Origin of the sequence: Enterococcus sp. DIV1537a, assembly GCF_051712085.1 — a bacterium.
GTDB classification, from domain to species: domain Bacteria; phylum Bacillota; class Bacilli; order Lactobacillales; family Enterococcaceae; genus Enterococcus; species Enterococcus faecalis.
Map to the genome: position 1 here is coordinate 1,596,525 of NZ_JBIOOE010000001.1, position 12,550 is coordinate 1,609,074.

At 37.4% G+C, this 12,550-nt stretch carries 13 protein-coding genes; all 13 read right to left on the bottom strand.

Annotation, left to right across the window (positions count from 1 at the left end; all coding sequences use genetic code 11):
• Positions 1-36: 36 nt before the first annotated feature.
• On the bottom strand, positions 37-444 hold the full coding sequence (locus IGJ41_RS07950; protein WP_002361967.1) for a PTS sugar transporter subunit IIA: 408 nt from the start codon (positions 442-444) through the stop codon (positions 37-39).
• A gap of 19 nt (positions 445-463) precedes the next feature.
• Positions 464-1,273 carry a PTS system mannose/fructose/sorbose family transporter subunit IID gene (locus IGJ41_RS07955; RefSeq protein WP_002357254.1) on the bottom strand — a complete coding sequence of 270 codons (810 nt, stop codon included), beginning with the start codon at positions 1,271-1,273 and terminating at the stop codon, positions 464-466.
• The gene (locus IGJ41_RS07960; RefSeq protein WP_002357253.1) at positions 1,260-2,159 is read right to left on the bottom strand and encodes a PTS mannose/fructose/sorbose/N-acetylgalactosamine transporter subunit IIC; all 900 of its coding nucleotides are present in this window, start codon (positions 2,157-2,159) and stop codon (positions 1,260-1,262) included. The genes IGJ41_RS07955 and IGJ41_RS07960 overlap by 14 nt, the downstream gene beginning before the upstream one ends.
• Before the next feature lie 13 nt (positions 2,160-2,172).
• Complete coding sequence (locus IGJ41_RS07965) at positions 2,173-2,652, bottom strand: PTS system mannose/fructose/N-acetylgalactosamine-transporter subunit IIB (RefSeq protein ID WP_002361968.1); 480 nt, start codon at positions 2,650-2,652, stop codon at positions 2,173-2,175.
• The gene (locus IGJ41_RS07970; RefSeq protein ID WP_173963769.1) at positions 2,649-4,463 is read right to left on the bottom strand and encodes a glycoside hydrolase family 35 protein; all 1,815 of its coding nucleotides are present in this window, start codon (positions 4,461-4,463) and stop codon (positions 2,649-2,651) included. Before IGJ41_RS07970 ends, IGJ41_RS07965 begins: the two co-directional genes overlap by 4 nt.
• A 32-nt stretch (positions 4,464-4,495) precedes the next feature.
• The gene (locus IGJ41_RS07975) at positions 4,496-5,437 is read right to left on the bottom strand and encodes a hexose kinase (RefSeq protein WP_252671787.1); all 942 of its coding nucleotides are present in this window, start codon (positions 5,435-5,437) and stop codon (positions 4,496-4,498) included.
• A gap of 15 nt (positions 5,438-5,452) precedes the next feature.
• Entirely contained in the window at positions 5,453-6,448 is a 996-nt protein-coding gene (lacD, locus tag IGJ41_RS07980) for a tagatose-bisphosphate aldolase (RefSeq protein WP_104845996.1), read from the bottom strand.
• 22 nt (positions 6,449-6,470) lie between these two features.
• On the bottom strand, positions 6,471-7,643 hold the full coding sequence (gene agaS, locus IGJ41_RS07985) for an SIS domain-containing protein (protein ID WP_142960942.1): 1,173 nt from the start codon (positions 7,641-7,643) through the stop codon (positions 6,471-6,473).
• An 11-nt stretch (positions 7,644-7,654) separates the two neighbouring features.
• Complete coding sequence (locus IGJ41_RS07990; protein ID WP_002360115.1) at positions 7,655-8,386, bottom strand: GntR family transcriptional regulator; 732 nt, start codon at positions 8,384-8,386, stop codon at positions 7,655-7,657.
• Between the two features lie 279 nt (positions 8,387-8,665).
• A complete protein-coding gene (locus IGJ41_RS07995; RefSeq protein WP_104855850.1) occupies positions 8,666-9,496 on the bottom strand; it encodes a manganese catalase family protein in 831 nt (276 codons plus the stop codon).
• A 36-nt stretch (positions 9,497-9,532) separates the two neighbouring features.
• The gene (locus tag IGJ41_RS08000) at positions 9,533-10,471 is read right to left on the bottom strand and encodes a magnesium transporter CorA family protein (RefSeq protein ID WP_010777700.1); all 939 of its coding nucleotides are present in this window, start codon (positions 10,469-10,471) and stop codon (positions 9,533-9,535) included.
• 133 nt (positions 10,472-10,604) lie between these two features.
• The gene (locus tag IGJ41_RS08005) at positions 10,605-11,504 is read right to left on the bottom strand and encodes a glycosyltransferase family 8 protein (RefSeq protein ID WP_173963771.1); all 900 of its coding nucleotides are present in this window, start codon (positions 11,502-11,504) and stop codon (positions 10,605-10,607) included.
• Positions 11,494-12,339, bottom strand: a complete 846-nt coding sequence (locus IGJ41_RS08010; protein WP_002398726.1) for a glycosyltransferase family 8 protein — start codon at positions 12,337-12,339, stop codon at positions 11,494-11,496. Before IGJ41_RS08010 ends, IGJ41_RS08005 begins: the two co-directional genes overlap by 11 nt.
• Positions 12,340-12,550: the final 211 nt, after the last annotated feature.

A 12,550-nucleotide genomic window follows, 5' to 3' on the forward strand; every position in this document is an offset into this window, starting at 1 on the left:
TTAAAAACTGTAATAGCTTACGACAACAAGTCAGAATTATTCATCCTCATCATCTACTGCAACATTTAGCAGCAATTCGTTGACTTTCACAATACTTTCTGCTGATTCCTTAACATAGTCACCTTCGATTGCTAATAAACTTGCATTTACATAGCTGATAACCATCGGTAAATTCATCCCAGTATATAAGTCAAACGAAGCACCTTGCATAATTTTTTTGGATAAAATATTACAAGGTGTCCCCCCTAATAGATCAGCAAAGACAACAAAATCTTCTAGCGATTCCGTAATCGCTTCAAATTTTTCTAAAAAGTCAGCTTCACCTTCTTCTGGTAATAAAGCAACAGTGGAAATTGTTTCTTGCGGTCCCATAATCATCTCCGCACTTTTCTTCAATTCCTCGCAAAAACGGCCATGACTTACTAAAACTAAATGTTCACTCATCGATTTTCTCCTGTCTTACTTATTTTGAAATAACACCTAACGCAGACAATGCGACACAGACAATTAATACGATAAAAATGGCTTTAGTAGACGTCATATTCTTTTTACCTAGCATCCAATAAACGCCACCAACAATTCCTGCAGGAAGTAGACGTGGTAAAATCATATCCAAGTTATTTTGCATGTTAAGTGTTACATCCCCAATACTTGGTGCCCATGATAGTTTGACATTAACCATCGTTGCCACTAAAGCGCCAACCATGAAGACCCCTAGTAAAGTTGCAGCATCTGTTAAGGCAGTTAAGCGGTGTTGCATAGTTGTTACCAAAGAAATTCCTTCGCGATATGCAAATTCCAATTGTTTCCAACGGAAGACCATCACGGCAATTTGAGCAACAATCCAGATAAAGATACCAGTTGGGTTACCATTAATCGCCATGTTGGCAGCTAGCGCCCCAAAAATAGTTGGAATTAAAGCGGCGAAAATTGAATCCCCAATTGCTGCAAACGGTCCCATTAAACCAGTTTTCAAACCTGAAACTGTTTGTTTTCCAGCAATGCCTTCTTTTTCTTCAATGGCCAAATCGATCCCTGTAATAATCGTATTAAAGAAGTTTGAAGTATTGAAAAATTGCGTGTGTGTTTTCATCACTTCTTTTAATTCAGGCGTATCATCCCCATAAATTTTACGCAATTGTGGCAAAATCGTATACAAGTAACCTGATCCTTGCATTCTTTCGTAGTTCCAACCTAATTGGAAAGTAAACAAGCTTCTGCGATTAATTTGTTTAAAATCTTCTTTCGTCAATTTATAATTAGATTTCGTCATCTTCAATCTCTCCTTCGTCTGAATCATTCGCTGCATGTTCTTTTTTGGCTGCTGGCCCACTCGGAATCATTTGACCATTTTTGTAGCTAATTGCGGCTAAAGCGAAACCAATTAAAGCGACTGCTAACATTGGTAGTGCGTTAAATACACCACTGAAGTCTTTCACAACGCTCGCAACAGATGTTCCTAAAAGTTGCATGTTTGTAAAGATTGTTCCTAGTAAAGCAGTTACAGTGAAACCAAGAATTAAATAAGGGAAATGTTTTTTCACTGGTAAGTAACGTAGTAAAATTGCAAAACCGACCGCTGGTAAGACCGCCCCAGCAACAGACAAGCCATCACCTAACCATTTCAAATCGCCATTTAGGACAGATACAACTTTTTGTACTAAACCACCACCAAAAGCAAGTGCTAAGAAGACTGGAATCATTCGAGAAAGAGACCAAGGTAAGGCACCCATTAAGAAGTTACGTTCAATTCCTTTGTAGTTCATATCTTCGACCATTTTATCAATCCGATGTGCAAAGTAGGTATTCGCAAAACGAGCCAAAATGTCTAATTGAATCATTAAACTAGCAACTGGTACTGCAATAGCAGCGATTGCTTGTTCAGGGTTCATTCCTAAAGACACAGAAAATGCTGTGGCAAGAATCGTACCTGAGTTAGCATCAATTTTGGAGGCACCCCCGAAAGTCCCAACTCCTAATACAGTTAATTGCATACTTCCACCAATAATAAGTCCTGCTTTAATATCCCCCATCACTAATCCTGCAAAAAGACCTGCAAACACTGGCGCACTTAATGAAGAATAAATTTGTAATTCATCTAAAATTTGGTATCCTGCGTATAATGTTAATAATAAGATCTGCCACCATAAGATATTCATTTTTTGTTCCCTCCTATTTTGTTATCAAACTCATAAAGTCTTCCGCTTTGTCACTTGGCACCATTTGAGCAATCAGATGGACACCTTTAGCATTTAACTCTTTAAAAACCTCAATATCTTGATCGACCACATTGATTGACTTAGTAATCGACCGTGTTTCGTTTGTTTGAGACATGTTACCAACATTGATTTCTTTAATCGGCACCCCAAGTTCTACTAGTTTTAATAAACGATCTGGTTTCCGTACCACAATTAGTAAACGTTGTGAGTCGTATTTTCCTGCTAAAATATTTTGAGCAGCTTTTTCAACTGGTAACACGCTTAGTTTCACGCCAGCTGGTGTTGCTAATTTCAAGCCACTTTTTTCAATGGCATTCCCTGCAACCTCATCATCAACGACCATAATTCTGGAAATATTCAATTTTGTCGCCCATAAATTTGCCACTTGTCCATGAATCAAACGTCCATCAATTCTTACGCCAATAATACTCATTGTAATCCCTCTTTCATTTCTTTATATAGTGGTTCTTTTACTAACTGAATTTCTGGTTGGTACGTTCCTTCCGTTTCAAAAATGACGATCTCATTTTGTCCTTCTTTTAATAATCCTTTGGGAATATATAAGGAAAGCGTGGGACCAACATTCCAGAAACGACCAAGATTGGTTTGGTTAACAAAAACAATTCCTTTGCCGAATTTAGAAACATCAATAAATGTATCTTTCACTTCTGCTAACTCCATATGATACTGGTAAAAGCTTGGTTGATCAGGTTGCCATTCTCTTGAATAGTCTACCTGTTCACAGCTTGTCATAGGTAAACAATATTGTTGCCATTGCGTCATAAAATGTAAATCTGCCATGACACCCGTTCGAATCCCTTTTTTCTGAGTATCTGCGAATAGTTTATGCCCGTAATTGACACGACCCATATTTTCCATTAAAACATCGATTTGATTATTCTCTTGCGGCAGTGTAACGTAAATATCTTCGCCAATTTCCGTTTGATATTGCGTTGCTTGATGTGCCTGATTGACAAATAATTGCAGACGATCACGACCGTCAATCACTCTTAGCTTTTCTTCTGCAGCATCTTTTTCAATGCTTGTTCGGTAAAGAAGATAGCCGGTATTTTGTCCTAATTGTTCCATGGTTTGCGGATAAACGCTGACCACTGGCTGACTAATCGTTTCTAAAGTCGCAAACAAACTCACTTTGTTGGTTAAAGGAATTGCTGTTTGCGCAAAAGAATCTTTTACTAATGGCTCAGCTTGTGGTAACGCAGGATACTCCTCGTGAAGCATTTTTTGTAACGCAAAATACTTTTCGGTTGGGTTCCCTTGTTCATCAAGTGGCGCATCATAATCATAGGAAGTGATTTGTGGCAAATCAATGGTTCCTCGTGCGGAGCAGCCATTCATAAACCCAAAATTGGTGCCGCCATGAAACATATATAAGTTGATACTGCCTAATGCTAATGCTTCTCTAACTGATTCAGCCAAGTCTTGCGGATCTCGTTTAATAATTGGCTCTTTCCAACGATTAAACCAGCCATCCCAAAATTCCATACACATTAACGGCCATTTTTTACCATGTTCTTCAAAAAAGGCTTGCATCATATCGAAATTTTCTTTGGCTTTTGAGCCAAAATTCCCAGTTACTAAAATATCATCTTCAATCATGCTGCCTGCCCGCAATGTTGCGCGCCATGGCCCGTCAGAAGTAAAAAATGGTGCTGTCACGCCACGTGCAATCATCAAATCGCGAATCGCCCGTAAATACGCTTTTTCTTCGCCAAATGAACCATATTCGTTTTCGATTTGAATCATTAAAATATTGCCACCGTTAGCAAGTTGATGCGGAACAATTTTTTCCATTAAAACATCATAATATTCCGCGACATGCTTCAGATAGGTTGGATTATTCGAACGCATTCGTCCTGATTCATTTAATAGCCATGCTGGAAAACCGCCAAACTCCCATTCTGCACAAATATAAGGAGAAGGCCGCACAATCGCATATAGTCCAAGTTCTTGTGCTAATTTTAAAAAGCGCTCCAAATCTAATATTCCCTCAAAATGAAATGTTCCTTTTTGCGGTTCATGTAAATTCCATGGTACATATGTCTCAACTGTATTGAAGCCTAAAGCTTTCAAGTTATAAAGTGAATGATGCCAATCTGAGGGATCTACACGAAAATAATGAATGGCGCCTGATAAAATTTTAAATGGTTGACCATTTAAAAGAAACTCCTCTTTAATTTCAAATCTGTCCACATTGCCACCCTTTCTAGTAAACGCTTTCAATTACTGGATAATTGCTAAATAAAGAAAGATCTTTATTTAGCAATTTCAACTACTTGGATGTTCATAAGATGTTTCTTCACGTTCTCTACATCTACATGCCCAGTCATTCTTTCTTGGGCATTAGCCATTCCAGCCGCCATGCCCCATTTTAGCAGTTCGGCAGCTGGGGCATCCTTGGCTAGTCCATATGCAAGACCAGCAATGGTTGCATCTCCTGAACCAACAGGATTTTTAGCTTGAATCGTTGGAATTTTTACACGATAGAACTGATTGTGATGTTTGGCAATTGCACCATCTTTTCCTAAAGATACGACAATCCATTCAATTCCAGCAAACATTGGTTTTGTTAAAGCTGTTTGTACAGCTGCTAATGGATTTTCTGAAAAATCTTGCTCTAGCAATCCTTCTAGTTCCTCTAAATTAGGTTTAATTAAATACGGTTTCCATGGTCCTTGAAGAACTTGCCTTAAACTATCGCCAGAAGTATCTAGTAGCACTTTAACCTCTTGTGCGTGAGCTTTTTGAACTAATTCTTGATAAAAATTTGATGGTAATCCTTTCGCTAAACTGCCAGAAATTGTGACAATTTCTGCTTGCTTAATTAATTGATCGAAATTTTCAAGGAAGTTACTGATTTCTTCTGGGGAAACAGTTGGTCCAGCTTCTAAAATTTCAGTTTGATTCCCCTCGTGCAAAATCGCAATCGAATCACGCGTTTCTTCTTTGATTGGCGTAAATGCTTGGGGGATGTTTGCTTTCTTTAACTCGTTTGCAATAAACGCCCCATGAAAACCACCAAGAACGCCGGTAGCGATAACATCTCCACCTAAATCATGAATAACGCGAGTGACATTTAGTCCTTTGCCACCAGGGGTTTTGGTCACCTGACTGGTCCGATTAACGGTATCAAGCTTTAGATGATCTAATAGGTAGGAGATGTCAATTGACGGATTCATTGTTACTGTTACTATCACAGCTATGCCTCCCAATTACCCTTCGTTTACTTGAACTTTCGCATGCCAAGAGCTGGCGGTTGCTGCGATGACTTCATTTAAACTTTCAATGTTTTCTCGGCCTTCTGTTTTTAACCAATCACAAGCCGCAGTTTCTCCTGCTTCAACGAAAGGTTTCACGCCATTTTTCCACGTAGCACGGCCACATAAAACACCATTAAATGTTGAACCAGCTTCTTTAGCGAAACGTAGTGTTTCTTGGAATAGCTCTGTTGAGACACCGGCACTTAAAAAGATAAATGGTAAATCAGTGGCTTGACTTTGTTCTAAGAAATAATTCGCCGCTTCCTCTTTTGTATACGCTGTTTCAGCCGGCGCAAAACCTTCTACAAAATTCATATTAACTGGAACTTCCACTTTCAATACATCTACTTTATATTGAGGTTTAGAAAATTCTTTCATCATTTCATTCACTTTATGCGGTTTAACTTTTGCATATTCTAAAGAAGTCGCATCTGCTATTTGTGCATCGTAAGAAACTAATTCTAAGTAAAATGGTAGGTCTTCTTCTGCACATTCACTTCCTAAGCGTTCAATGAATACATGTTTTTGATGATTGATTTCTGGATCCTCATCCACATCATAGTATAGTAAAAATTTAATCGCATCTGCGCCTTCTTCTTTCAAGCGTAAAACAGACCAATCTGCTAGTAAATCAGGCAATCGTCCCGGAGTTGTTGCATCATAGCCCGTTTTTTCATAAGCGAGTAACAATCCAGCCTCGGTATCGCGTGCTTTTGCAGCAGGCAATCCATATTCTGGATCCAATAAAATGGCGGACGCATAAGGTGTCAATTCTTTCGAGACTAATTTTTTAAACGTTTCAATTTGTGCATCAGTTGGCTCTACATCTAGCGCTTTGATCATTTTTTTCAAGGCACCTCGTTGATCAATGGCTAATGCGCTAATGATTCCTTCTTGGGTTGACAAACGATCCATTGCCGCTTTTTTTCCAGCTGTTAACGTAAGCATAGTTCCTCCTCCAAATGTTGTATTATTTATAGTCATAAATCGTTACGCCTTTAACCACACGATTCACTGTACCTGTCGGTGAAGGGGTATCCGGTTTATTTCCAACTTTAATAGATGTTAAAAGTGCGACTGTTTGGGCTACCATGATATCTGCTAATGCTAAATAGCCATCAGGTAATAGAGCAGTTTCTGCGGAATATTCAATAGTTGAACCTGAGAAATTACGTTTGCCAGGTTGAGCAATCGCAAAAACACCCGCCGCAATTTCGTCACCGTAAACTTCTTCTAAGATATCCAAGTCATAATCTCTTGTGTATGGTGTATTATTAACAAAACCAAACATTATTGTTTTTTCATTAATAAATGATTTTGGTCCATGACGGAAGCCCATAGAAGAGTCAAAAATTGTGGCAACTTTGCCGGCTGTTAGTTCTAAGATTTTTAATTGCGCTTCTCTTGTCAAACCAGCTAAACTTCCAGAACCAACATAAACAATGCGTTCAAAATCAAGGTTAACGATTTCATTTAATTCTTCTTCACGGGATAGCACTTCTTCACCTAATTTAATTAGAGCGTTTACATAATCTTGTTTTTGCTCAAAGGCTGTTTGATCAAAGAGTAGTAATGTACCCAAAGTCATGCAAGAAAAGCTACCAGTCATCGCAAAACCACCATCATTGGAACGTGTTGGCATTAAGAATAAAAAGCTGTTTTCTTCTTTTTGGCTTATTTGTGCCAGTTGTCCTTCTTCGGCACAAGTAATCGCTAAATGATGAATTATTTCAACCACTTGATTAGCTACTTCAACTGCCGCTAAACTTTCAGGACTATTTCCACTTCTTGCAAACGAAACTAACAATGTTGGTTCGTCTTTAATCAGATAATCTTCTGGTTTGGCCACAATATCCGTTGTCCCAATACTTTCGAATGAAAAGGCTTGTGTGTCGCCGTGTGCTCGGAGATAAGGTACAACAGTATCACCGACATATTGCGAAGTCCCTGCTCCTGTAAAAATTACTCTTGTGCGTTTTCCTTGCGCTTTGGCCTGGACTTCTTTTAAAAAGTTTTCCAAAGCTGTTTGATTTTCATGATAAAGTGTCACGGTTTCTTGCCAAAGCTCAGGTTGCTGACGAATTTCACGTGTCGTGATTTCCGCTCCTAGTTGTTCTAGTTCTTCTTTTTCTGCTGTAAACATACTTAACTCTCCTAACTATTCCGAATATGGCGTATCTGATAATGAAATTGATCTGCTCGCGCCACACTCAACGTAAATTCAATAATTTCATTTTTCATGTTATATGTCTGGCGTGCTAAATGAAGGACTGGCGCTCCTTCTGGAATCATCAATAATTTGGCATCTTCTTTTGACGCAATACTAGCGTATAATTCTTCATCAGCTAAACGAACGGTTTGCTTAAAATCTTCCGAAAATAGATCATATAATGGCTTGCTACGTAGTAATTGATCCGTGAGTGATAAGAAAAATTTCACAGGCAAGTATGTGTCTTCAACCATTAATGGCTCGTTATCAGCAATCCGCAACCGACTTAATTTAAAAACTGCCTCTCCTAACGACAGATTCAAATGCTGACAAATAAATTTATCCGCTTCCAATTTTTCGAAGGATAATATACGGGTATGTGGTTTTCGACCCAACCCTTTCATTTGTTCTGTAAAACTATATGCGCCAGCTAAATCAGCGGCCTCTTTTTTTATATCTGAAACAAATGTTCCTTTGCCATGACGACGATAGATGGAACCTCTATTTTCTAGTTCTTGTAGCGCTAACCGGACCGTCGTCCGACTCACTCCATATTGTGCAGTCAATTCACGTTCAGAGGGCAACTTGTCATGAGGAATCATGCATGTTTCGATTCGTTCCTGCAGCAAATCAACAAGTTGATGATACAAAGCTTTGTTTTTAAAGGCATTTTCCATAACTTTCTCCTTTACCCTAACTGGTTATAACCACAAACCAATAGTACGGTGGTTTTTTTTATTTTGTCAATAAAAAGTATTAATAAATATCTTCATACCGCTATAACCTTGAAATGATAACGTTTACATTTTTTTATTTTTCTTTATTATAATATTTTTTTCCTCAAGAAATCATTTTTTTATAAAAAACCACCCTTAAATATGATACCAGTTGATAAAAAAAGATCCTCTAAAAGAGAATCTTTTTTTGCTCATTTTTCATATACAGATAAATATCTTTTATTTTTTTAATTTCGGTGTGCCGTACATTTTAGGTGTAACAGGCTTTAAGTTAGGAGCTTTTCCTTCAATTTTTGGTTCTTTTAACCATTGATATTCTCCTTCTCCATCTAATGCTTTACCACTAGCCCATGAGCCTTGACTGCTTGCATCTCCTTCAGAAAAGTTATAGAAATCATAGGCAATATCTAAACGTTCTTCTTCTCTAGGAAAAGTGCTTGGAACTAAGATAGAGCCCTCTTTTGTTTCCAGTTCCTTCACAGCGCTTGCCCATAAATTTTGATGATAGCTATCTCTAGCTAAAAGAATAGAAAGTAAATCTTTCACTCCACGGTCATCAATCATTTCATAAATTCGAGCAACTTGTAAGCGTCCTTGTGATTCTGCATTTAAATTAGCACGAAAATCAGCTAACATATTTCCACTAGCAATAATGTACCCACCACTCCAGGGATTTCCAACACTATCTGCGGGACGTGGCCCTAAACCAGCGACAATTGCATGTTGGGGATTCATCCCAGAAATAATTGCCCCAATTGTTGGATCTTTTTTCATTGCTTCTTCTTGATCTTCCACTGGTGCTCCTTCAAGTAGACGAGCGACCATTGTTGCAAGCATTTCAACGTGGCCCAACTCTTCAGTAGCGATATCCATTAACATATCTTTATACTTTTCTTCTCCGCGACAACTCCATCCTTGGAATAAATACTGCATTGCTACACTCATTTCACCGTACTGTCCACCAATTAATTCTTGAAGATACTTTGCAATTAACGGATTTGGTTTGTCTGGTTTCGCATCAAACTGTAATTCTTTTTGGTGTCTAAACATGATTCATCCTCCTATATAATAAATTTTAATGCCTCTTTATTTTGAATAATCTTTTTTGTAAAGATGATAACCAAAGGCTACTGAGATAATGAGCGCACCTAGGACGACTAATAAAAACCCTAAACCAGAACTTTTACCTGGTAGGCCGCCAGTATTCATCCCCCAAACACCAGCAATCATCGCTGGAATTGAAATAATTAATGCCGCTGAATCAAGATATTTCATTAAATGATTTAATTGGTTATCCATCATGCCGCTAAAAAGATTGCCAATACTTTCTAAGAGGTCTCTATAAATCGAAATCATTTTTTCGGTTTGTCGTTGTCTTAATTGAACGTCGTAAAGTAGTTTTTTATCGGATAATCGTTGAACAAACTGGGAAGATTGCCAGAGTAATTCTAACGTGCTTTTTTGATCTCTTAACGTATGATCAATGTAAACAATTTCTCTTTCTAAATCGGCTTGTTTGTACAATTCTTCATTTTCTGTAGTCATACGTGCTTTTTTATCTAGACGATCGATCCGTTGTTTCTTTTCCTTTAACTCTTCTACATAATGTGAGTAGATATCTAAAATCGCATACGTTATTAGTTTTTCAAACGTATCTATTTTGCAATCATATTTTTCTAATAAACGATCAAAAAAATGATTGTTCTCGTTAGTGCATGTAATTAAAAGGTTTTCTGAAGAAATAAAGGAAATAGGTGCTAAACGTTCCTCAATGTTCTCGCCCTCTTTCAAAAGGTTCATAAGCACTAGCGAAATCGGTTGTTTCAACGTCGTTCCCGAAAGAGCTTCAAACCGAGAAACTTCTTCTGGATACGACGTACCCACAAAAATATCTTTAGGAAAATTATACTCTTTAATTATTCTTTCAATTACCTGGGTTTCACTAGTGTCAATCACTAACCAATTAAAATCTTTTTCTTCTGTCTCCCTCACTTGTTCCCCACCAATAAAGTAGTACTTGGGCATTATAAATCTCTCCTTCTAAAAAATATTTCGAGTAAACGCACAATGCCTAGCGCAAATTAGTCTTCTTTACGTCTCCACTTTTCTGTAGTAATTAATTGAGGTGTACCTCTATTATTCTAAATAACAAGGGTTATCAAACGTGTTCAACAGCTTTACTATTTTTGGCATAAGAAAGATATTTACTAAATGTTTTTGCACAACGAAAGGCAGTCCTGTTCGCATATTGATCATAATAACGCTTGGTATACCACTGAAATTCTTTCGTCCAAGGTTTGACATGGCCAGTAAAGTGGATAATGGATGGTGCTCTTCTCGTTTCTTCATATTGTCTTTCTCCATAAATAGTCGGATGTTTTTTCGCTTTTGACAGAATATAACCTTGGGCATTCCACTTAGGATGTAACTGGGTCCAACGGTCGTGTAAAACCGCATTCAATGCATCTTGATCATGGAAACGTAATTTATCTGGATTTTCTTCAATAAATCTTAAGACTTTAGTGGTTACATCTAAATTCAACCATTTTTTAACATCGATTAGCAACAAGCCTGAGTTAAAATAACACATAGATTCTGCAGGAATCGCCATTTTTTCCAAACGTTGATGGAACCCTGCATCTTCCACAGCGGCGATGATATTTTCACCTAAATCAACTGTCCATAATTTTGCGATATCATCTAAGGCAATCATGTCACAATCCATATACAACAGCCGTTCGATCTGGCTTCCTCTAAACAACTCTGGAATAGCAATCCTGTAGTAAGCTGTTTTGGGGATTCGCTCACTGGTTACAACATTTTTGAAAAAATGGGGGTTGATTTTTAAAAATGTTAACTCTGCATTGATTTGGGTATGTTTAATCGTAAAATACAGTAGTTGCTTGCTTTCAAAATTAATATTGTCATCAATCACATAAAAATGAACAGCTGCCGCTGAAGGACTATTTTCTAAAATTGAAACAAACATAGCAGCAAGATGCGGCACAAAGTTGGTATTGCAACAGGAGACAATCGCTAATTCTTTTCTATTTTCCATTTCTTGCACCTACTTTCTTTAACTTGTTTAGATAAAGAGCTGTATAAGGATGATTTTCTAACGTATTCCAGGGTTTATCGTGACCAGTAAAATGAATAATCGCTGGCTCTTGATTTCCCGCTGCATATAATTTTTGGTAAGCCTCATTAGGCGCTTCATGACGATTAAAAACTAAAGACGTCTGCATATTCCATCTTGGTTCTAAAGCTAGCCAATCTTCATAAAGAACGGCGTTTAAAGCATCTTGGTCATGATAAACTATGCGGTCCCCATTTTCTTCTAGATACTGAATTGTTTTTTGAGTGATTGCTTTCTCGTTCCATCGGTCAATATCAATAATCATGACTCCTGAATTAAAATAATAATCGGAGGAATGGATGCCCAAACGTTTCAAGGCATATGCTTGACCAGGATCAATAACCGCGCCAATCGTTTGGTTCACTAATGGCGTATCATACAACTGGACAATATCATCTAAAACAAGCGTATCTGCATCTAAATAAAGAACCTTTTTATAGCTATATTTTTGTAAAAGTGACGGTAAAGAAATGCGTAAGTAAGCGGTCGTTGTAATATGATCACTCACTAAAAAATTTTGATAAACTTCTTTGTCTGCTGTTAGAAATTCAACAGTCGCACTTTGTGAGTTACTACTAACCGTTTGTCGGAGTGCTTTTTTGCTAGATAGCGACAGCCCATCATCAATCACATAAAAATGAACAGGTCTCTCCGCATGACAATTTTCTAAAACAGTTGTCATCATTACATTCAGATAAGGAGCATAATTTTCGTCTGAAGCTGTCACAATTGGCACAATCTTCTGAGTTTTTCTCATCAAAACCACTCTCCTCTTTCATCTTTTTATAGCTAAGTTCATAACCAGAATAGGACCGAAAAAATATTTATGCAAATCATACGCTTTAATAAACATAATTAAATTATAAAAAAAATATATTTTATTGCTATTAAAAAATATTTATGAGGAAACAAAAATAAATAATAGACCTCTAATTTAGGGATATATTAAGCAAAACAAAACCTACTTA

Coding starts and splice junctions, on each gene's coding strand:
- lacD (WP_104845996.1), bottom strand. CDS start 6,448: ATGCTTACGTTAACAGCTGGAAAAAAAGCGGCAATGGATCGTTTGTCA.
- IGJ41_RS07960 (WP_002357253.1), bottom strand. CDS start 2,159: ATGAATATCTTATGGTGGCAGATCTTATTATTAACATTATACGCAGGA.
- IGJ41_RS07965 (WP_002361968.1), bottom strand. CDS start 2,652: ATGAGTATTATTGGCGTAAGAATTGATGGACGTTTGATTCATGGACAA.
- IGJ41_RS08005 (WP_173963771.1), bottom strand. CDS start 11,504: ATGGAAAATAGAAAAGAATTAGCGATTGTCTCCTGTTGCAATACCAAC.
- IGJ41_RS08010 (WP_002398726.1), bottom strand. CDS start 12,339: ATGAGAAAAACTCAGAAGATTGTGCCAATTGTGACAGCTTCAGACGAA.
- agaS (WP_142960942.1), bottom strand. CDS start 7,643: ATGTTTACAGCAGAAAAAGAAGAACTAGAACAACTAGGAGCGGAAATC.
- IGJ41_RS07990 (WP_002360115.1), bottom strand. CDS start 8,386: ATGGAAAATGCCTTTAAAAACAAAGCTTTGTATCATCAACTTGTTGAT.
- IGJ41_RS07995 (WP_104855850.1), bottom strand. CDS start 9,496: ATGTTTAGACACCAAAAAGAATTACAGTTTGATGCGAAACCAGACAAA.
- IGJ41_RS07955 (WP_002357254.1), bottom strand. CDS start 1,273: ATGACGAAATCTAATTATAAATTGACGAAAGAAGATTTTAAACAAATT.
- IGJ41_RS07950 (WP_002361967.1), bottom strand. CDS start 444: ATGAGTGAACATTTAGTTTTAGTAAGTCATGGCCGTTTTTGCGAGGAA.
- IGJ41_RS08000 (WP_010777700.1), bottom strand. CDS start 10,471: ATGCCCAAGTACTACTTTATTGGTGGGGAACAAGTGAGGGAGACAGAA.